The organism is Psychrobacillus syltrankelensis, from assembly GCF_055454035.1.
This window is the reverse complement of sequence record NZ_CM144227.1, coordinates 3,342,959-3,364,216: the sequence shown is the minus strand read 5'-3', so window position 1 is coordinate 3,364,216 and position 21,258 is coordinate 3,342,959. Positions and strand designations below refer to the sequence as shown.

General features: G+C 35.2%; 21 protein-coding genes. 5 read left to right on the top strand and 16 right to left on the bottom strand.

The window, feature by feature from the left end:
- Nucleotides 1-32 precede the first annotated feature (32 nt).
- The 4 genes from ACTSKG_RS16435 to ACTSKG_RS16420 all read right to left on the bottom strand — a co-directional run bounded on the left by ACTSKG_RS16435 (nucleotide 33) and on the right by ACTSKG_RS16420 (nucleotide 2,715).
- The gene (locus ACTSKG_RS16435; RefSeq protein WP_464755623.1) at nucleotides 33-293 is read right to left on the bottom strand and encodes a hypothetical protein; all 261 of its coding nucleotides are present in this window, start codon (nucleotides 291-293) and stop codon (nucleotides 33-35) included.
- Nucleotides 293-805 (bottom strand): hypothetical protein, encoded by a 513-nt coding sequence (locus ACTSKG_RS16430; protein ID WP_464755622.1) that lies wholly within the window; start codon nucleotides 803-805, stop codon nucleotides 293-295. The genes ACTSKG_RS16435 and ACTSKG_RS16430 overlap by 1 nt, the downstream gene beginning before the upstream one ends.
- Nucleotides 806-1,060: 255 nt before the next feature.
- Nucleotides 1,061-1,192 (bottom strand): hypothetical protein, encoded by a 132-nt coding sequence (locus tag ACTSKG_RS16425; protein ID WP_464755621.1) that lies wholly within the window; start codon nucleotides 1,190-1,192, stop codon nucleotides 1,061-1,063.
- 584 nt (nucleotides 1,193-1,776) lie between these two features.
- On the bottom strand, nucleotides 1,777-2,715 hold the full coding sequence (locus tag ACTSKG_RS16420; protein ID WP_464755620.1) for a hypothetical protein: 939 nt from the start codon (nucleotides 2,713-2,715) through the stop codon (nucleotides 1,777-1,779).
- A gap of 382 nt (nucleotides 2,716-3,097) precedes the next feature.
- Here ACTSKG_RS16420 and ACTSKG_RS16415 point away from each other — a divergent pair, with 382 nt between their 5' ends.
- The 4 genes from ACTSKG_RS16415 to ACTSKG_RS16400 all read left to right on the top strand — a co-directional run bounded on the left by ACTSKG_RS16415 (nucleotide 3,098) and on the right by ACTSKG_RS16400 (nucleotide 5,778).
- Nucleotides 3,098-3,349: a helix-turn-helix domain-containing protein gene (locus tag ACTSKG_RS16415; protein WP_464755619.1), complete on the top strand. Its 252-nt coding sequence runs from the start codon at nucleotides 3,098-3,100 to the stop codon at nucleotides 3,347-3,349.
- A gap of 495 nt (nucleotides 3,350-3,844) precedes the next feature.
- Nucleotides 3,845-3,988, top strand: coding sequence for a hypothetical protein (locus ACTSKG_RS16410; RefSeq protein WP_464755618.1), 144 nt, complete (start codon nucleotides 3,845-3,847; stop codon nucleotides 3,986-3,988).
- Between the two features lie 114 nt (nucleotides 3,989-4,102).
- Nucleotides 4,103-4,237: a hypothetical protein gene (locus ACTSKG_RS16405; RefSeq protein ID WP_464755617.1), complete on the top strand. Its 135-nt coding sequence runs from the start codon at nucleotides 4,103-4,105 to the stop codon at nucleotides 4,235-4,237.
- Nucleotides 4,234-5,778 carry a recombinase family protein gene (locus ACTSKG_RS16400; RefSeq protein ID WP_464755616.1) on the top strand — a complete coding sequence of 515 codons (1,545 nt, stop codon included), beginning with the start codon at nucleotides 4,234-4,236 and terminating at the stop codon, nucleotides 5,776-5,778. Before ACTSKG_RS16405 ends, ACTSKG_RS16400 begins: the two co-directional genes overlap by 4 nt.
- Here the strand turns inward: ACTSKG_RS16400 and rlmD are convergent.
- The 7 genes from rlmD to ACTSKG_RS16365 form a co-directional block, all read right to left on the bottom strand.
- Nucleotides 5,709-7,073 (bottom strand): 23S rRNA (uracil(1939)-C(5))-methyltransferase RlmD, encoded by a 1,365-nt coding sequence (rlmD, locus tag ACTSKG_RS16395; protein WP_464755615.1) that lies wholly within the window; start codon nucleotides 7,071-7,073, stop codon nucleotides 5,709-5,711. The genes ACTSKG_RS16400 and rlmD overlap by 70 nt on opposite strands.
- Before the next feature lie 144 nt (nucleotides 7,074-7,217).
- Nucleotides 7,218-7,922, bottom strand: a complete 705-nt coding sequence (locus tag ACTSKG_RS16390) for a YjjG family noncanonical pyrimidine nucleotidase (protein WP_464755614.1) — start codon at nucleotides 7,920-7,922, stop codon at nucleotides 7,218-7,220.
- A 418-nt stretch (nucleotides 7,923-8,340) separates the two neighbouring features.
- Nucleotides 8,341-8,445: a cytochrome bd oxidase small subunit CydS family protein gene (gene cydS, locus ACTSKG_RS16385; RefSeq protein WP_464755613.1), complete on the bottom strand. Its 105-nt coding sequence runs from the start codon at nucleotides 8,443-8,445 to the stop codon at nucleotides 8,341-8,343.
- Nucleotides 8,446-8,456: 11 nt separating this feature from the next.
- Complete coding sequence (locus ACTSKG_RS16380; RefSeq protein ID WP_464755612.1) at nucleotides 8,457-9,482, bottom strand: cytochrome d ubiquinol oxidase subunit II; 1,026 nt, start codon at nucleotides 9,480-9,482, stop codon at nucleotides 8,457-8,459.
- Nucleotides 9,479-10,825 (bottom strand): cytochrome ubiquinol oxidase subunit I, encoded by a 1,347-nt coding sequence (locus tag ACTSKG_RS16375; RefSeq protein WP_464755611.1) that lies wholly within the window; start codon nucleotides 10,823-10,825, stop codon nucleotides 9,479-9,481. The genes ACTSKG_RS16380 and ACTSKG_RS16375 overlap by 4 nt, the downstream gene beginning before the upstream one ends.
- Before the next feature lie 272 nt (nucleotides 10,826-11,097).
- Nucleotides 11,098-12,009, bottom strand: a complete 912-nt coding sequence (locus ACTSKG_RS16370) for a diacylglycerol kinase (RefSeq protein WP_464755610.1) — start codon at nucleotides 12,007-12,009, stop codon at nucleotides 11,098-11,100.
- 126 nt (nucleotides 12,010-12,135) lie between these two features.
- A complete protein-coding gene (locus tag ACTSKG_RS16365; protein ID WP_464755609.1) occupies nucleotides 12,136-12,699 on the bottom strand; it encodes a thioredoxin family protein in 564 nt (187 codons plus the stop codon).
- A 329-nt stretch (nucleotides 12,700-13,028) separates the two neighbouring features.
- On the opposite strand from ACTSKG_RS16365, the gene ACTSKG_RS16360 reads away from it, so the two are divergent.
- Nucleotides 13,029-14,324 (top strand): protoglobin domain-containing protein, encoded by a 1,296-nt coding sequence (locus tag ACTSKG_RS16360; RefSeq protein WP_464755608.1) that lies wholly within the window; start codon nucleotides 13,029-13,031, stop codon nucleotides 14,322-14,324.
- 476 nt (nucleotides 14,325-14,800) lie between these two features.
- Here the strand turns inward: ACTSKG_RS16360 and gatB are convergent, their stop codons facing one another.
- The 5 genes from gatB to ligA all read right to left on the bottom strand — a co-directional run bounded on the left by gatB (nucleotide 14,801) and on the right by ligA (nucleotide 21,247).
- Nucleotides 14,801-16,228, bottom strand: coding sequence for an Asp-tRNA(Asn)/Glu-tRNA(Gln) amidotransferase subunit GatB (gene gatB, locus ACTSKG_RS16355; RefSeq protein ID WP_464755607.1), 1,428 nt, complete (start codon nucleotides 16,226-16,228; stop codon nucleotides 14,801-14,803).
- Nucleotide 16,229: 1 nt separating this feature from the next.
- Complete coding sequence (gene gatA, locus ACTSKG_RS16350) at nucleotides 16,230-17,693, bottom strand: Asp-tRNA(Asn)/Glu-tRNA(Gln) amidotransferase subunit GatA (RefSeq protein ID WP_464755606.1); 1,464 nt, start codon at nucleotides 17,691-17,693, stop codon at nucleotides 16,230-16,232.
- A 20-nt stretch (nucleotides 17,694-17,713) separates the two neighbouring features.
- Complete coding sequence (gatC, locus tag ACTSKG_RS16345; protein WP_464755605.1) at nucleotides 17,714-18,004, bottom strand: Asp-tRNA(Asn)/Glu-tRNA(Gln) amidotransferase subunit GatC; 291 nt, start codon at nucleotides 18,002-18,004, stop codon at nucleotides 17,714-17,716.
- A gap of 84 nt (nucleotides 18,005-18,088) precedes the next feature.
- Nucleotides 18,089-19,231 carry a CamS family sex pheromone protein gene (locus ACTSKG_RS16340; RefSeq protein ID WP_464755604.1) on the bottom strand — a complete coding sequence of 381 codons (1,143 nt, stop codon included), beginning with the start codon at nucleotides 19,229-19,231 and terminating at the stop codon, nucleotides 18,089-18,091.
- Nucleotides 19,232-19,243: 12 nt separating this feature from the next.
- Nucleotides 19,244-21,247 (bottom strand): NAD-dependent DNA ligase LigA, encoded by a 2,004-nt coding sequence (ligA, locus tag ACTSKG_RS16335; RefSeq protein ID WP_464755603.1) that lies wholly within the window; start codon nucleotides 21,245-21,247, stop codon nucleotides 19,244-19,246.
- Between the last annotated feature and the right edge of the window lie 11 nt (nucleotides 21,248-21,258).

Genomic DNA, 21,258 nt, shown 5'->3' with positions numbered 1-21,258 from the left:
AATAAAATAATTTTATAAACTTCCCCATTAAATCAAGAATTAGAGGAAGAGCTTCCTTCTGTCGAAAATTCAGCCATAATATATAGACATTTAGCGAAATTCTCTTTTATTTTTTCAACATCCGTAGACCAATTTAATTCCCAAAATTGAAGCTCTCTATTAACCGTTTTGTCCAGAAAAATCATCAAAACTTTATAAAGTAATATACTTTCATTTTCAACTTCAAAAATTCTTTCGGTTAATTTAGGAACTATCTCAATAAAATCTTTTTTTTCCATTTCAGTCAAAATCATTATTCATCAAATCCCCACTGACTAATAGGTAGAAATCTATATATGCTATTTTTACTTTTTATAACATCGGTAGTATTAATATTAAATATAAGACAGCTATCTTTAGTATCCCTATCTTCATTCTTGAAAACCAAAATCACTTCAATTATGAAATCTTCTAATTTGACTTCATGTAAACCATTAAATTCTTCTCCCCATATATCTAAATTATCATTTATAATAGTGCCTTCTATAAATAATTCATTTGATATAAATGTAAAATCCTTATCTGATTTTATTATTAACAAATTTTTATTATTATTAATTGTCCACAAATAACTTTTATACCCTTCGCTGTTTGCAAGCATAGGTTGAGTAGTTGGTATTTGTTTGGCATTTGACAATAACTCTGTTTCTAAATCCCTATATACATTCTGGTTAGCTTTAGGAAATTCAATAACTAATGCCAATCCGTAAGACTTAACCCTCCCAATATTATATTTCATCAATCTAGTTGCAGTGTAAACAGCCATAAATATCCTCCTTAATTGTTGACAATAAAAAAGACCATCAACTATAGGTAACAACAACGTTTTTTTTAAAAACATCGTTTACCGATAGTCAATGGTCTATCAATAATTTTATTTTGTTAATTACATCATATTACTTATTACCACTTTATGCAATAGGGCATTGAAGAAAATAACGGTAGTATCAATTTGATAAGCCCCAATGCCAATTTATCTATACTTAGAGGTTAGAGCCTAGTTGCTACGACTTCTTTTCCATTAACCAAACTTCCTTTTCCATCTTTCTATTTTTGTTAATATTTCGTGGTTTCTTTTACTCAACCATGACTGTTTAGGCATTGTCGTAAATTTCTTCGTAGTTGGCAGATTCAGTTTACGATCCTTTTTCATCTTAGTCCCCCTATGTAAAAGTTTATATATTATCCATTTACTAAATCCTTCTTTTATCAATATACATATTCAACTTAAAATTGGTTTATCCTTCTTGCCTTTTAATAAAGTTACAATTTACGATTTGATATAATATTTACAAAAAGGATTGAAAATAATTATGATAAGAGTAATTGCACTTTAGCAATTTTTATTCCATTGTAATGTACATCATTCATCAACTAGTTTCTCAAGTGTTTTATTATAGTTACGTATTACATAATTGAATGCCTCTTTATTTATTACTTCATCTTTTCAATTTGGCTGATGCTGATTTTCCAAAAGGGAAACCTTGCTATTAAACAGCCCGCCCATACGGTCACATGAACTTGCTGTATGAGTAATTATTTATTTACAAATTTGATTGTGTCACAACATTTACATCTTTAAGCAACATTAACCATAAGAAGGCAATGAGCAGATCAAACTGGATGTACTCTTGAAATGTTGTTTTTTATAACTATTATTCATATAAACAGCTCCTCTTGTTTTATAGGAGCAGTCCTAACATAATATCAGATTAACAGACTCAGTAAATTTTATTACTAGATCAAGTCTGTTAATAAACTTGGTAATTTTTCAATCTTATAAACCTGAGGAATAGTGATTGGATTTATATTTAATGCTTTAAAATTTTGAAGTCTCTTATTGTACGCATCCTTTTTAATAGAGTCAGCATAAAAATTGTTTAACGGAGTATCTAGGTTTCCATTGGATACTTTAGCCAAAAAGTGTTTCAATCGTCTTCTAACAGTTAAGGAGTATTCGCTTGAACTGATCAACTCTTCAGCCAAATCAAAGCTATAAAAGTCACCAGTTAGAAAAATTTTCAAGATATAATTTTGAACATAAGATTCAAAAATTGACTGTTTGAAAAACGAGTATAGATGTTTTACCTCACCGGTTCCCTTCAATGTATTATAGATATGCGGATTTTTCAAACAAACTTCAAACCTGATGATATCACGTTCCCACTCCTCCGGCTCTCTTTTTTGTGATTTACATTGTTCGTTCTTGTCATATATGATTGTATGGATGCTCTTGCATGAATGATAGATGGTAGTCTTGTATTTATTCTGTTTTCTCAAACGTTTAAAGCTACCTTTTGTTTTACTATAAAGATGCAAATATAATACTCTTTCACTAGCTAAAGGGACTTTTTTGTCCATCCTATAATCGATCCTAACTAAATTGTGATCGTCATAAAGTCTTTCATCACCATAAACAATACTTAAAGCTAACTTTACAAAGCGTTCAATTCTCCAATAATCTGCTTCCACAATCTTACCACTATTTAATATTTTGGTTACATCAATAATAATACTGCATCTAGAAACTGCATATGCTGTGTACTGTCTAGCTCTAATGCCAACTAATTTGTTATCTCTTACAATTTGATTAAATGATTTGTGACCATGAGTGTTACCTTTATAAACTATATGCTCTTTAGTTAAATCAATTAATAAATGTGCTGTATGTATCATCGTTTTTTCCTCCTAATTCCATGTGTATAAAAGTCAGTTTCCTTTGTCGTATCAACTGTTCCAGTAAAAAAATCTGTCTTAATAAGAGCTATATTTATTTCTTAACCATGAGACTTAATAGGAACGTAACTACTAGATGCTATACAGACTGTAAGAGAATAATTCAATGCAACAAGAGTGAGAGTGAGTGATGATAAGAATAGAAAACTATTAGAACATTTGAGCTTTTGGCCAGAGGCATAATAGAGCTTTTTTGTATACTTTTCAAAATACTCAAACTATTTAGAAGTTTGGAATTTTTATTAGTAATATTGCTTAGAATATATTATTGTTCTATAAAATAGGGGCGATTAAAATTGCAAATTTGGAAGGAGTAGTATGAATGTCGAAAGAAAATGAGGAAAACAGTAGAAAAGAATCTTTTGGTGAAAAGTTAAAAAATGCAAGAAAAAGGAAGGGAATATCACTGAGCGATTTAGCAATTGCAACAGGTGGTGTGACAATACCTTTATTGGCACGCATTGAAAATAATGCACATATCAATCCCGGAATAATAACATTCACAAGAATCTGCAATGCGTTAGAACTTTCAGATACAGACATCCTAAAAATATTAAAATCTCTAGATACTTAATTTCATAATCAAATGCAAAGAGCAGCTCCTTTAATAGAAGCTGCTTTTTTATATAAATTTATTTTTCTCACTACCCATAGATAAGCTTACTTGTTATCTAAGCTATACTTTATATGCGTTTGTTACACCAAAGTTCAGCTTTGTAGCGTAATATTTATTTGGCTATTGGAGCAAAAAATTGCACTCACTTCTTCTATTCATGAAGACAACCCCCCCCCCTTAGCCCTGAACCCTATTTTCTCCATTTTTTTCTCTGAGTCAAATCTACCCGGTCTGCTTGTTACCTTCCAAACAGCTATACTTCCCTCAATCTTCTAGTTCTTTCCTTATGACTTTGGTGGTCTGTTTAGCTAAAGCCCCGTTTTCCCTACGCTTAAATTAGGATAATTTAGGTAAAGAAGAGTAGAGCATTTTTTTGCTTTTTCGATGCTACTTTTTTTATAAAATTACCTTAATTAAGCGAATACGAATTAAATTTAGGGAGGAATTTATGAAATGGTAGTAGAGAGAGTTTTTAGCGAAGATGATTCTATACTGTTGGATAGTTTACTGACTTCGTTCGTAAAAGATCAAATCGATATGGAAGTAGAAAAATTCATTAACCATTTGTCTAACGAAGATAATAGAGAAGTTGCATAAAGATTGTTTTTAGCGTGCTCAGACATAGTAGAACCGAATTTAGATTTGCACTAGCATTTTATTTAGTAACATTATGTTAAATCAAAAATAATACTAGAATTGGAGGCTATAAATATGAGTAATTTCTTGGTAGAGAAAGTTCAAAGTAAAGAAATGATTCAAATTGACACATATTCAAAAGAATCCTACAATTTAAATAAGGTGAATGCGAGTACTTCTCATGAATATGAGGAGGAAATTATAAAATGAGATGTGCGGTATATATACGTGTTTCAACAGATAAGGAAGAACAAAAAGAATCTCTAATTTCCCAAAAAGAGATGGCCTTTGCTTATATCAAGAGCAATGGTTGGACTATCCACGATGTCTATACCGATGTTGCTACAGGCACAAATTCAAATAGACCACAATTTCAGCGATTAATTAAAGATGCAGAAGATCAGAAATATGATGTAATTCTTACAAAAGAGCTTTCAAGATTAGCACGGAATGGAGCGACTTCCTATCAGCTTAGAGATTTAATTGAACAAAAAGGAATAGAATTAGCAACAATAGACGGTTTAGTAAATATTGGACCACATGGGAAATATATGTTTGGTATCTTAACCGCTGTTTTTGAACAAGAGTCTCGTACTATGAGTGGAAGAATTAAATCCGTTTATAAAGTTAAAGCAAAGAAAGGTGAGTTTTTATCTTCAACCGCTCCACTTGGATATGAAATAAAAGACAAGAAACTCTTCGTCAGAAATGATGAAACCCCTAATATTGTCAGAAGAATATTCAGAGAATATATTAGTGGTAGTGGTCATGATGCAATTGCTCGAGGATTATATAATGAAGGGATTCCAACACCATCTTTCTACGCAGACAAAAATAATAAGTCTGACGTTTGGCATGGTTCTACTGTGAGGGGAATTCTCACAAATCCCAATTATACTGGAGCAATTTCTAACCAAAAATATGTTACAACAAGTTTATCTACAAAAACAAGAAAACTAATGGATCCGTCAGAATGGATAATTATAGAAGACGTCCATGAGCCAATAATTTCAAAAGCACAATTTCAGTTGGTTCAAAAACTGATACTCGAAAGAAAAAAAATAAGACCACAAGCCCAGTCTCACCTACTCTCTAATCTGTTATTTTGTGCAGATTGTGGTAGAGGTATGCATTTTAAAAAAAATAGCAAAGGTTATGTATGTGGTAATTTTAACAAGCATGGTAGTAAGCGATGCTCAAATCATCGTGTACGAGAATTAGATTTAATTCAAACAATACAAGGAGAATTATGTAGCTTAACAAATAGTTTGAACTTTAAGGATATCGAAGGAGAACTCCTAAAGAAAATCGAACGAACCAAGAAAGAGAGGCTGAAGACATACCCGGCCCTAGAAAAGAAATTGGCTAATATCTTGAATAAAAAAAATAAAGCAACTGCTTTTTTTCTAGATGAACAGATTTCAAAAGAAAATTATAATGAATTTATTACTTCCTTGGAAATGGAAGAAAGAAAATTACAGACGGAAATTAGTTCATTAAAAGAAACCACTGATTTACAATTTGAAATAGATATAATTAATGAGCTAAAAACAAAATTAATTAGTAAATTAAATTTTGAAGAGATTACTTCTGAGATTTTAAATTACTTTATTAGTAAGATAGAAATTAAAGCAGACGGAAGTCCGAGAATCCATTATCGATTCTCGGAAGCCTCTGCTCTTTATTTAGCTAAAACTAGCAACGCACAGCATTCCACGTGTGTAGTCTGTGGAAACATATCAACCGGCTGAATTTCCATTGTCTTATACCCACCGTCTTCTAAAATACGTAAATCCCGTGCAAGTGTCGCTGGGTTACAAGAGACATAAACTACACGCTTAGGACACTGTTCGATGATCGTATTTAGCAATGCTTCATCGCATCCTTTTCGAGGTGGATCCACAACCAGCACATCTGCTCTCTTACCTTCTTTATACCATTTTGGAATGACTTCCTCGGCTGGACCTGCCTCGAAGTATGTGTTTGTGAAACCATTCAATTCTGCATTTCGTTTTGCATCTTCAATTGCTTGCGGAACAATTTCCACTCCAAGCACTTGCTTTGCTTTTTGTGCTAAGAACAGAGAAATTGTACCAATTCCACAATATGCATCGATTACTGTTTCATCACCTGAAAGTTGTGCATAATCTAGTGCTTGCTTGTAAAGTACCTCCGTTTGTTCCGGATTTACTTGATAGAATGAACGCGCGGAAATTTCAAAACGGACATTCCCAATAAAATCTTCGATTACAGATTTACCCCAAAGGACGTTCGTTTCATCTCCAAAAATAACGTTCGTATTGCGATTGTTCACGTTTTGTATAATGGACGTTACGTTTGGTTCAATTGCTTGAACGAAGTTAATAATCTCATCCTTTTTCGAAAGCTTCGGATGCTTTGTTACAAGCACGACCATTACCTCTCCAGTGGCTCTTCCTTTTCGGACGACAAGATGTCGTAATTGTCCTTTTTTCGTGTCTTCATTGTAGGGAACTAAATCTAACTCTAATGCTTTTTCTTTTATAGCTCGTAACAAACGATCTGCCGAATCTGTTTGAATCAAACAAGTATTTGTATCTGCAATTCGATGTGTTTTGGATTGGTAAAAACCTGCGATTACTTGTCCATTTTCAAGATTGAATGGAATTTGTGATTTGTTGCGATATTCCCAAGGTTTCTCCATTCCTTTTACAGGTAGAACTGGCGCATCTATTTTTCCGATGCGCTTCATAACGTTCCGTACCATATTTTCTTTATACGCCAGTTGCCCTTCATAAGATAAATGCTGCAATTGACAACCTCCACATTCACCAAAAACAGGGCATGGTGCTTTTACACGAAAAGGAGATGGCTCTAGGATATTTATTAATTTTGCGAACCCATAGTTTTTTAATGTTTTTAGCACATGGATTTCTGCTGTTTCATTTGGCAGACCACCTTGTATAAATAGCGGATACCCATCGACTTTTGCAACTCCTGCTCCGTCATGCGTTAAATCTTCTATATGAACCGTGATTCGATCGTTTTTAGTTACTGGTGTATTCAATTTATTTCTCCGTTCCTATTTGATGGTTTCATTATAACAAAAAGATGTGGTTATTTGGAATGAAGCGTATTTTGCAGAAATTTCATTTTTCCAACTAAACTTTCTCAGACAAAAAAGAACCCCAATTTATGAGGTTCCATCTGCTTATTTCATTTCCTCCACTTGCATTTTCACAATTTCCAGTAATTGAGCCCATGAATTTATTTCATAAGTTGGTTGTATGTTTGTCAGATTGGTTTTAAGTTTTGGATTAAACCAACAAGTGTCAATTCCAAAATTATTTCCACCTTGGATATCGGATGTTAGCGAATCTCCAATCATTAATACACGAGAAGGATCTGTAATGTTCAATTTATTTAGCGTATACTCAAAAATTTGTGATTGGGGCTTTTGAAATCCTGTTTCCTCTGATGTAATAATTGCCTCAAACATATCTTTCAGTGATGATCCATTTACTCTCCCATACTGTGCTTCTTTAAAGCCGTTTGTGAGTAAAGCAAATCGACAACCGGAGAGACTGGCAAACATTTCATCTACACCTTCAATCATATGAACTTCTTTTCCTAAGTTTTCAATATACTTTTGACCAAAAGCATTCGCATCTACATCGAGTGCATACTCTAAAAATAATCTTTTAAAACGCTCTGCTTTAAGATCCGACAAAGTTGTGCGGCCATGTTCTAAATCATCCCATAGCACTTTACTAATCGCTTTATAGCTTTCTAAATAATCCTTTACACCGTTAGGAAAACCATATTCACCAAATGTATGTTGAAGTGCATGGAGTTCAGTCATTCCAAAATCAAGTAATGTATCATCCAAATCAAATAATAAAACATCATATTTCATGGTATTTTCCAACTTTCTATAATATATACTAACTCTATTTTATCATATTCAAAAAGAACCCCATCATCTATAAACAAGCGTCCCAGTTTCAGCCACAATTTGGAGAACAATTGAGGCTGACTCAGGGACGCTGGAGGATGCCAAAGCAGAACACCTAACACCTTTGATGAATAGATAGAGGAAAAAGATGCGAGACTCCTGCGGAAGAACGGTCCGGCGAGACCCCGCACGAAGCGTGAAATAAGGAAGGAAGGCTAATGGCGCCTCCTCCTGAGGCAACGCCTTCATGACCAACATCGTGTTGGCCTAGGAGGCTCGACGGTTCGTCCGCGGAAAGCGAGTGTCTTTTTCCGGACTCGATTTTTCTAACTTTCAATTTTAAACGAAAAGAACCTCATCAATCTGAGGCTCCTTTCATTTATTCCTCTGAAACTGCTTTATCTTTAGGTGCTACCCAGAAGGCAGCCGCAATCGAAGCGATTAATACAAGAAATGGTGCGTAAAAAATAAGAAAGTTAGTCATGATGCTCCTCCTTATGCGTGATTGTCTTTTTTCCCACGAACATAGTCTTTGTTGAACAAAAACAGTTTAAGTAGTAAATATAACGACGGAATTAATAGTCCAAGCCCCGCTATAAACGCAATAATTAAAGAAATTGCCATCGTTGGGTTCGTAAAACCATCATAAAGTGTTAAGTGTGGGTACAGTAAATAAGGATAATGCGAAATACCATAGGCAAAAAAGGCAAGAGCAAATTGCCCAATTAGTAAGCTTAGCGCAAATCCATAGTTCTCCCTTTTCCAAATGAGCCATACGGTTCCAACGAACATAATAGCCGAGACTCCAAATAACCACCAAAAGTCTATCATGCGATTATAATGTACCGCATTGTGATCTCGTAATTCTACAATAATTCCTGTAGCTGTGATCATGAGTGGTAATGCCCAAATGAGCGCGTATTTTCTCATTAGGCTTGTCGCTTTTAGATCTCCAGCTTTATCTGCGTACCATGTCAAAAATACAGCTGAGATGTATAGAACAGCAGCAATACTAAGTACAACAATACTCCATGTTAGAGGATTTGTGAAAAGTCCCCAGTAATCTAGTACAGGCTGACCATCTACCATCGATACAAAGCCGCCTTCTGAAATGGTCAATACGATAGAAAGCGATGCAGGTATAAACAAACCCGCTAAACCATACATAAATGAATATCCTTTATGTCCACGAGAACCATATGTTTCAAATGCATAATACGACCCGCGAATAGCTAATAATATAATTGCTATACTTGCCGGTACGAGTAATGTTGTACCGTAAAAAAAAGCGGTTTTTGGAAAAAATCCAATTGTCCCCACGAAGAAAAATACTAAAAAGACATTCGTTACTTCCCAAACAGGCGATAAGTACCGTTGAATAATGTTCGTCAAAATATGTTGTCTTCCTGTTAACAAGCTATAAGCATTAAAAAAGCCTGCTCCAAAGTCAACAGAGGCAATTATTAAGTAACCGAATAAAAAAATCCATAATACGGAAATCCCAACAATCTCAAGTGTCATGAGAAATCACCGCCTTTTTCAGCATGTCGATCTTCCAGTTCTTGTTCAACTGGATTATTCTTGAACATACGACGTAACACTACGATACTTCCTATTCCTAATACAAGATATAATCCAGCAAAAAGAACTAGCATTATATCTACATGATTACTTGTAGTGGCTCCTTCTGCAGTCCTCATAAACCCTCTTAAAATCCATGGTTGACGACCTACTTCTGCAAGCCACCAACCTAACTCTATAGCGAGCACCGCAAGAGGTCCTCCCATAACAACTATCCAACGAAACCATCTTGCAGAGATAAACTTCCATTTCTTCACTTTACCAAAAACATAAACAATCGATAAGAACAATAAAAACATACCTATCATGACCATTCCATCAAACATGTAGTGAATATAAAGTGGTGGAACCTCGTCTTCGGGGAAATCATTCAGTCCAGTTACTTCTGAAAACGGATTATCATGTGCTAGAATACTGAGCGCATAAGGAACCTTAAAAGCATATTTTATTTCTTTCCCATCTAAAATTCCTAATAGAACAAGAGGCGCTCCTTCTTCCGTTTCAAAATGCCACTCTGCTGCTGCTAATTTTTCTGGTTGGTATTCAGCTAAATACTTACCCGAAAAGTCTCCAATAAGTGCTGCTGCAATAGCAAAAACAAGCCCTAATTTCATCATTAAAAATAGAGATTTCTTATGATAAATATGGTTGGAACCTTTAAGTAATCTAAATGCTGCAATAGATGCTAAAACAAATGCACTTGTCATATAAGCAGTTACTAGTACATGCGCAACCTTGGTTGGCATTGCTGGATTCATCATAGCAACTAAAGGTTGGATATTAATAAGTTCCCCATCTAATATGTCAAAACCTTGAGGGGCATTCATAAAAGCATTCACGATTGTAATGAATACCGCGGATGTAGATGCACCAATAGCAACTGGGATAAGTAATAATAAGTGTTTCTTTTGATTTTCAAAACGATCCCAAGTATATAAATAAATGCCTAAGAAAATAGCTTCAAAGAAAAATGCAAACGTCTCCATAAACAATGGAAGTGCTATTACATTTCCCGCTAATTGCATGAAGTTTGGCCATAATAGAGAAAGTTGCAAACCAATCGCCGTTCCAGTCACAACGCCAACAGCTACGGTAATAACAAAGCCTCGAGCTAATCTTCTTGCAAGTAATATATAATGCTCATCATTTTTTTTTATTCCTACCCATTGTGCAATCATTATCATAAGTGGTACACCTACACCAATGGTTGCGTAAATAATATGAAAAGATAAGGTCAACTCAGTTAATACACGACTAAAAAACACTGCTTCTGTGCTTCCCACGCTTCATTCCTCCTTAGCTTCCAAATATTCTACCTATAATCGATAGCATCATTATTCCTGCAACAATAAAAGCAAGCCACATTAAATACTTTTCTTGTTTTTTATACATGCGCTCCACTCCTCATGCCTCTATAATACCCTAAAAAAGAATCTTTAAAATATCGATCCTTGTCTGTATTCCAACAATATTATGGAGTTAATATGACAAATATGTATGGTTATTATTATGTGCTAAGAAACCCAGCAATCACTAAGGAATGCTGGGTTAGTTATTACGGTCTGTCCTCTTCTCGAATTTCATCGATCGGTACAAAAACCTCTATGTGTCTGTATAAATTTACAAAAGTAGCTGGAATTGTACCGCCATATTCACCATCTAGATTAAGCAGCACTTTGTCTTCTGAAGTCACTCTAATATGTTTTGCTTTTTTAGAAATAACATGTGGGTCATTTAAATGTTCACCACGTATAGCTAAGGACGCTAGTCGAATAAAATCTGCGATATTACACTTCTTCAAAATTAATAATGTAAATTTCCCATCATTAATACTCGAATTTGGTGAAAGCTTTTCAAAGCCCCCTACTGAATTGGTAAGACCTACTAAAAACATCATCGCTTCATCTTCGAATACTTCATCGTCGTACTCAATTCTTACTTTTGTTGCATTAATAGATGGAAGCATTTCAATCCCTTTAAGGTAATATGCAAGTTGACCTAGCATTGTTTTTAATTTACTTGGAACTTCATATGTAAGTTCCGTAATTCTTCCACCGCCAGCAATATTTATAAAGTAACGATCATTTACAAGACCAACATCTACAGGAATAGAATCTCCTTTTATAATGATTTCCACTGCTTTTTGAATATCTCTAGGGATATGAAGTGCTCTAGCAAAATCATTTGTTGTACCCATTGGAATTAGACCAACTTTTGGCCGTTTATCAAATTCGCTTATCCCTGCTACAACCTCGTTTAATGTACCGTCTCCTCCTGCAGCAATTACTAGGTCGAAGCCATTTTGAACTGCTTTTTTCGCAGCAACTTGCGCATCACCTTCACATGTTGTCGCGTGGCAAGAGGTTTCAAATCCCGCGATTTCTAAAGCCTCTAATACTTCTGGCAAATTCTTTTTGAAAAGTTCTCTACCGGAAGTAGGATTATATATGATTCGTGCTCGTTTCATACAGATTTCCCTTTCTACTTCACAATTTCTATTACTACATAGTGACTACAAATCTTTCTAAAGGTTTCATTCCACTACTAAAAGAGCCGACTAATGCCGACTCTTTTTAACTTAATTTTACATAATTTAATTTTGAAGTGCTTGTAGCCAGTTATTTCGGATATCTTCATATACAGCTAAATGAAAGTCTTTATTATCCATAAATTCTTTCGTCATTTGTTGATAGAATGCTTTCTGAACTTCCTCAAAATTAGGGTCTTCTTTGGGAGGAAATTTTTCTCGACCTTCCGCAACGAATTGTTGTACTTTCTCTGCTCGAGGGCCCCATCTTGCTACAACTTCTCCATTACTACTTAACAATAAATAAACAGGTATTGACCGGCCACCATTCGTTAAATATTGATCGATTAGATCCTCATTTTCGTCGCGATATACAGCACGTACTTCGATTCCCGCTGCTTCAGAGATTTTACGTAAGATCGCATTATTCAGCATTGCATCGCCGCACCAATCTTCCGTTATAACAAGCACATGTGGGGCTTTTTCTTTTAATACAGCAATAAATTCATCATCTGCTGGAACTTCGAACTGATTATAAATACTAAAAGATTCCTCTTTTTTTGTCGTCATGTCGTCCATATATTGTGTTAGTGATTTAGCTTCTTCAAAATATTGTTGTTCAGTTGGCAATTTGAGAGACCTCCCTTTTTACTTAGTATACTTTGTTCTCATTGCTTATTCAAATTAGTAAGTTTGGCTTTTTTATTAACTATCGTAAAATCTCTCATTAAAAGAGAATATGTAACAATACAAACTTTGATTACATCCCATTTAAAATAGCTTAATACCCAACCTATTTTGACGATAAAAGACTAGAGTGCAATGGAAAATCATTCATCAGAAATTTAAAACGGAGTAATGGAAACAACAGTTACATTTTATGATGGATGGGATAGATATTAAGAATATCTAATTAGGGCCTGGACAACTTAGTTTCTATCAAAAGGAGAATATATAAAGTGACACTTTTCTTTAAAAAGCAAAATTCTACCAACAGTATTGATTTTACTAAAGATATAACAGTGGTTTTAGATATACCAGATCATTCTGAAATAAAAAAGCAAATCTCAATGATTCATCTCACGAAAAATGATCTAGCAATACTTCACCATTTACAACCATTTATTCAACAAATTTTAGAAAATACGGTAACATCTTTTTACAAATCATTAGAGGTTGAATCTAAACTAATGGATATTATTACTGCTCATAGTAGTGTCGAACGACTGAAAAAAACACTCTATAATCACCTTTTAGAAATGTTCAGTGGCGTTATCGATTCAAATTACCTTAACCAAAGAAAGATAATTGCTCATGTTCACGTAAAAATTGGACTAGAACCAAAGTGGTATATGGCCGCTTTTGAAACATTAAATTATGAATTCTTAAAGTATATCATGACACTATCCATTTCAGATTCAGATAAACGTGGTGCCCTTTCTGCGATTAATAAAGTATTGAATTTAGAGCAACAATTAGTATTAGAGGCCTATGAAGCTGAAAACATGCGTTTACGAGCGGCAGATCAATTACAAAAAGATAAAGTAAAAATTAAGGTACATGACACGGCAGAGAATCTGGCAGCTGTTAGTGAAGAAACAAGTGCCTCGATCAATAAATTATCTTACCAAGCAACAAATATAAAAGAATCTACTAACCAAAATTTATCTTTTGTAAAAGATACGGAGGAAAAATCTCAAGCCGGTCAAGTACTTCTAACTAAACAAATGGAGCAAATGCAATTAATTACTGATAGTATTAATGCCTTACAGAATAAAATGGTACAACTCCAAGACTCTTCTAATAGAATTAGAGATATTGTCGGTTTAGTTACATCTATAGCAAATCAAACCAATCTACTTGCTCTAAATGCTGCAATTGAAGCGGCGCGTGCAGGTGAACATGGTGTTGGTTTTGCAGTCGTAGCTGCTGAAGTAAGAAAACTCTCTGAAGACACAAAAAAAGCAATCGAAAGCGTCGAAGGATTAATCCAGGACACAGACGATGGTATTGGAGATATAACCAATTCAGTTTCTGAAATGAACCAACTAATTGCTGATGGTGCAGGTAAATACGAACAAATGTCAGAATCCTATAAAAACATTGTTAAGGCAATGTCAGGAATTAAAATTCAAAGCGAACAATCCAATACAGAAATCGCAACCATTTCTGAAATTCTGAATGAATTAAATCATGCTGTAGATTCCATCGCTATCTCATCTGATGGTCTAATAAATACGATAAACGACTTATAATAAAAGCAGGGAGTATTAGTTCAAGGGCTCTGAAAGAGGACACGTAATTCTACTTTGCTAGATGTAGTTGTCCAATAACTAAGTAAAGCGCAAGGATCCTTTAAGTGCATCTTGTCTTCATCGATTTCAGAGTACTTTGGAAGAAACATATGCTACACTATTAACGAAGAATTTTATAGAGGATCTTGTGGTGGATGTTTGTCTGTCGTCCTCTTGGAATATGTAAAGACATGATGCATTTGGTTTGGATAATGAGATTTAAAAACCTACATTTATAGCTGCACTGTTGATTGGAGCGGAAGGCGGCGAATCCAGCGGGAAAAGCGTGTCCAGGTGAGACCCCACAGCGAAGCAGGAGGCTCACGGACCGCCCGCGGAAAGCGTCCGCCTGCAGCGGGAACCAACCTGTTCATAACATAAAAGTTTGAAATTAAAAGGATGACACCAGTTCAAAAGCTGGAGTCATCCTTTATTTTTTATCGTTTTACGATTTCTTCTTGTAAAATTTTGTTTACAAGTGGTGGGTTTGCTTGTCCTTTTGTTGCTTTCATAATTTGTCCAACAAGGAAACCGATCGCACGGTCTTTACCGTTTTTAAAATCTTCAATTGATTGTGGGTTTGCATCCAATGTAGTAGTTACGATTTCACGAAGTGCACCTTCATCTGAAATTTGTACTAAGCCCTGTGCTTTTACAACTTCTTTAGCTTCTCCTCCGTTATCCGCAAGCTCCTTGAATACTTTTTTTGCAATTTTAGATGAAATAGTGCCATCAGAAATTAACTTAATCATTCCAGAAAGATTAGATGGAGTAAGTTTAATATCCTTCAATTCTTTTTGGTCTACATTTAAATAAGCAGAAACTTCACCCATTAGCCAGTTAGCAGAAAGTTTTACATCCGCTCCGTCGGCTATAGTTGCTTCAAAGAAGTTAGCCATATCTTTTGATAAAGTTAATACATGAGCATCATATGGAGATAAACCAAGTTCCTCGATATAACGTTGTTTACGTGCATCTGGTAACTCTGGAATTTCTGCACGAACACGCTCTAACCATGCATCATCAATTACTAGATCAACTAAATCTGGTTCTGGGAAATAACGATAGTCGTCCGTTCCTTCTTTTACGCGCATTAGAATTGTTTTACCTGTTTTCTCATCGTAACGACGAGTTTCTTGTTCAATTATTCCGCCAGAAGACAGTACTTCCGCTTGTCGTATTTCCTCATGTTCTAAGCCTCTGCGGACATAGTTAAATGAGTTTAAATTTTTCAACTCTGTTTTTGTACCAAATTCTTCTTGTCCATATGGGCGAATAGAAATATTAGCGTCACAACGTAAAGATCCTTCTTCCATTTTACAGTCAGAAACATCTGTATATTGAATAATGGATTTTACTTTTTCCAAGTATGCATATGCTTCCTCGGGCGTACGAATATCTGGTTCAGAAACTATTTCTACTAACGGAGTTCCTTGACGGTTAAAGTCTACTAAAGAGTAACCATCCGCATGTGATAATTTACCCGCATCTTCTTCCATATGAAGACGAGTTATACCTATACGCTTTTTCTCTCCGTTAACTTCAATTTCCACCCAACCGTTTTTACCTATTGGCTTATCAAATTGTGAGATTTGATATGCTTTCGGATTGTCTGGATAAAAATAGTTTTTACGATCAAATTTTGTATTTTGCTCGATTTCCATATTTAATGCAAGTGCTGCACGCATTGCAAAATCTACTACGTTTTTATTTAGTACAGGTAGTACCCCTGGATACCCAAGGTCAATAACTGTCGTATTTGTATTTGGTTCAGCTCCAAAATGGTTAGGTGCTGCTGAGAAGATTTTAGAGTTTGTTTTTAACTCTACGTGTACTTCTAATCCAATAACTGTTTCAAAGTTCATTTTATTTTCCCTCCCAAATTTGAGGAGTTTGTTTATGGAAATCTGTCGCTTGCTCATATGCGTGGGCTACACGATAAATTGTCGACTCATCAAAATAATTTCCGATAATTTGTAAACCAAGTGGCAGGTCATTTTCAAATCCACAAGGAATCGAAATAGCTGGTACTCCCGCAAGGTTAATCGGAATAGTTAATATATCATTTGCATACATCGTTAAAGGATCTTCTACGTTCTCACCAATTTTAAATGCTGGTGTTGGTGCAGTCGGCCCAACAATTACATCATAGTCTGCTAATACTTTATCGTAATCTTCCTTGATTAGGGTACGAACTTGTTGTGCCTTTTTATAGTAAGCATCATAAGTACCTGCACTTAAAGAATAAGTACCAAGCATAATACGGCGTTTTACTTCATCACCAAATCCTTGAGAACGAGTTTCCTTATATAGATCCATTAAGTTTTGAACATTTTCTGCACGGAAACCATAACGAATACCATCGAAACGAGAAAGATTAGATGATGCTTCTGAAGAGGAAAGAATATAATATGTTGCTAAAGCATATTTAGAATGTGGTAATGAAACCTCTTCCCAAGTTGCTCCAAGAGATTCTAAAACTTTCAATGCATCAAGAACTGATTGACGGACAGCAAAGCTTACACCTTCACCTAAATATTCCTTTGGAACAGCAATTCGAAGACCTTTAATGTCTCCTGTTAAAGCTGCAGCAAAGTTTGGTACTTCTACGTCTGCTGAAGTAGAGTCATGTGGATCAAGTCCAGAAATTGCTTCCAGTAATAATGCATTGTCTGTTACATTGCGAGTGATAGGTCCGATTTGGTCAAGAGAAGATGCAAATGCAACTAGACCAAAACGAGAAACACGACCGTAGGTTGGTTTCATTCCAACAACTCCACAGTATGAAGCTGGTTGACGAATAGATCCACCAGTATCAGAACCTAATGAGAATGGAACTTCTCCTGCTGCCACTGCAGCTGCAGATGCGCCTGATGAACCACCTGGAACACGATCTAATGCCCATGGATTTTTTGTTGTTTTATACGCTGAGTTTTCATTAGAAGAACCCATCGCAAACTCATCCATATTCAGTTTGCCGATTGTAACCATTCCTGCTGCGCGTAGTTTTTTTACGACAGTAGCATCATAAATAGGATTAAATCCTTCTAAAATCTTACTAGCACAAGTTGTTTCTAAACCTTCTGTTACAATGTTATCTTTTACTCCAATAGGTAAACCAAATAATGGTCCGCGCTCTTCAAAAGGTACTTGATCTAACTCCGCAGCTGTTAGAGAAGCTTTTTCTTTATTTAATGCTAAGAATGCTTCTACGTCACCGTCTAGCTTTTCTACGCGTGCAAAAGCTTCTTTTGTCAAATCAGCAATTGTAATTTCCTTGTTATGTAAAAGAGCTTGTAATTCTTTTGCCGAACGTTCGAATAACGTCATTTTATTCCCTCCTACAACTATTAATCCATAATAGATGGTACTTTTACTTGTCCTGCTTCTTGTTCTTTTACATTCAACATCATCGTTTCACGGTCTAATCCTTTAACCGCTTTATCCTCACGTAATACATTCACTAAAGGTAAAACATGCGTTGTAGGTACTACATTTGTAGTATCCAATTCTTTAAGTTGCTCTGCAAAGTCTGTAATTGCACCAAGCTGAAGAGCAAACTTTTCTGCTTCCTCTTCAGTGATTGCAAGTCGTGCTAAATGCGCTACGTGCTTTACTTCTTCTTTTGAAATATTCGCCAATTTCCACACCTCCGAATTCAATAACCATAAGCAATATCATATCATTTTTCACTCTAGTTGAATAGAGTGACTCCTTCTTAAGGCTTATGGAGAATATATATGCACATATGGTTCTTCTTCTCCTGGTTTTTTGATCAATAATGCCTCTGCTCCGTTCATGGAATTCACATTAACTTCCACATTCATCGACGTATCCTTAAAATGGTCTTTTACTAACCCTGCAAGTTGTTGTGTAAATCCAATTATTTCTGCTGTTCCATAGAATTGAATAGGAATAGTTATAGTTAATTTTTGCAACTGTTTATCTTTAAAATATCCAGTCCCAATAACACTTGTGTAATTAGAGAAATACGTCTCCACATCTTGTTTAAAATTACGGAATATTGTATCTAGATCTCGATATTTTTTCTCTGAATCTGCTGACGGGAAGAGAACATATTCTTCATCTATATCTTTCCAATCTGAAACATTTTTTCCGCTAGGGGCGACGCTATATTTGAAGTACGTGCCTGGTACGACCGAATTTCTACTATTTTGTTTAAATAAGCCAACAACAATTGGTATGTCAGCTAAAGCTTCATTTTTTTGACGCATTCGAGTAACTACCTCTTCTGCAATTCTTTTGCCATTGTCCTCAATTTCTTTTTGAGACAACTGTTCTTCATAGGTTGCTCCGTATGATTCTTTTTGATAATAATAAATAGAATTCAAAGCAAGCCCTACTGAAACTCCCGCAAGTTTTACGGTATTACCTTCTTTTTTTAAATAATTTTGTTCCACTATATGTGAAATATAAATAGGAGCTTTTTTTGCTTTTTCTTCTCCAGTCAAACCTTCGTCACTAGGGTTTAATCCATCACTCGTCTGATTGCTCCTTGCTAACCAAGAGACAAGTGTTTTTCTTTCTAAAAACTGTCCTTCTTGAAATAAGTAAGTATCTGGTGAAAACTCTTTTTGTGAAATTCGAAGAAGTCCCGTTTCTACTTCTTTCATATCATATTTTGTTGATAGATTAGATACGACTAATCCTCTACTTTTACTTGCCTCATATGGTAATAGCGTCCGGTAGTACGTATCATCTAACTGTAAACTTGGAATGATAACTTTTTTCGATGCTTTTTGCTCTGTGTCTTGGATTACTTCTGTTTCTTTTTTGATAGAAGGAGTACATCCAGAGACAATTAGCAATAAAATCATCGTTGATATTCCTATTAATTTTTTTGCCATTTCCAAACTCCTCTATTCCTCTAGTTGATCTAAAAGTTTTTGTTCATCCCAGATTTCAATGCCTAAGCTTGTAGCTTTTTCAAGCTTCGAGCCTGCATCCTCTCCTGCGATAACTATATCTGTTTTTTTGCTTACACTACCAGCTACATTGCCACCTAAAGATTCAATTCTGTCTTTAGCTTCTTGACGCGTTAGCTGAGTTAACTTTCCAGTTAATACAACTGTTTTATTTATAAATGGACTATTTTCTATCGTAGAAGTATCAATTACTTTACCTGTAAAATGTAATGTCAATCCTGCTGATTTTAATCTTTCTATCAGCTGCTCTACTTCTTCTTGTTCAAAATAGGTTACAAGCGAATCGGCCATCTTGTCTCCGATTTCAAACACTGCTTTTAGCTCTTCTCTATTTGCTTGCTTAAGCGCATCGAAGCTATGGAATGTCTCCGATAAAATTTTCGCAGCCTTTTCACCAATATGACGTATTCCAAGTCCAAACAATACCCGTTCCATCGAGTTTGATTTGGAAGCTTCAATTGCTTGAACCAAATTCGTAGCAGATTTCAATCCCATTCGCTCTAAGTTCACTAAATCTTCTACTGTTAATTTGTAAAGATCTGAGACATCCTTAATCAGTTTCTCTCTAAATAACTGCTCTACAACTTTTTCTCCAAGACCTTCAATATTCATCGCATTTCTTGATGCAAAGTGATAAATACCTTCTTGGATTTGAGCTGGACATTGTGGATTGACACAACGTAATGCAACTTCTTCTTCAATCCTTATTAATTCACTATCACAAACAGGACAGTTCGTTGGCATTTCATAAGGGATTTCCGAGCCGTCGCGTTCTTCTAAGATGACTGCAACTACCTCTGGAATAATATCTCCTGCTTTACGGATTATCACTCGATCTCCAATCCGAATATCTTTAGCTCGGATTAAGTCTTCATTGTGCAATGTTGCACGTTGAACTGTAGATCCCGCTACTTGTGCTGGTTCCAATATAGCTGTTGGTGTGACAACGCCTGTTCTTCCCACCGTTAAATCAATGTCAATAATAGTTGTTACTACTTCTTCTGCTGGGAATTTAAAAGCAATTGCAAATCGGGGGCTTTTAGCAGTAAAACCTATCTCCTCTTGTTGTGCATAATCATCTACTTTTATAACGATACCATCTATTTCATACGGAATATCATTTCGTTTGGCTGTCCATTCTTGAATAAACTCAAGGACTTCTTCTATTGAAGAACATTTTCTAGTTTCCTTATTGGTCGGTAAACCTTGTTCTTTCATAAATTGAAGCGCATCTGAATGCTGATCAATATTCAGTTCTTCTCCGTCCCCTCCCATTCCATATGCAAAGAATGAAAGTTTTCGACTCGCTGCCATTTTTGGATCTAATTGACGTAATGATCCTGCAGCTGCATTACGAGGATTGGCTAATAACTCTTCTCCTCGTTCAGCTCTCTCTTCGTTTAGTTTATTAAACGAAGATTTTGGCATATAAGCTTCTCCTCTTGCTTCGATAGTTACTTTATCTTTTAAACGAAGTGGTATGGCACGAATTGTCTTTATATTACTTGTAATATCTTCTCCTGTAGTTCCATCTCCCCTGGTAGCCCCACGGGAAAGTATGCCATCAACATATAGAAGGGAAATGGCTAATCCGTCAATCTTTAGCTCACATACATAGGTCGGTGAATCATCAATTAGACTGCGAATTCTAGTGTCAAAATCACGTATATCTTCTTCATTAAACGCATTAGACAGACTGAGCATAGGACTCGTATGCGTTACTTTTTGAAAACCATTTATGATAGTAGCTCCCACTCGTTGTGTAGGGGAGTCTGGTAATATTAAATTTGGATTTTGTTCTTCTAATGCAATTAATTCGTTTAAATATTGGTCATAGACTGCATCAGAAACGATAGGCTCATCCATTACATAGTACGCATATCCATAGTCATATAAAAGCTTGTGTAGCTCTTTTACTCGTTGTTCTAATTTTTCCATAGGTTTTCCTC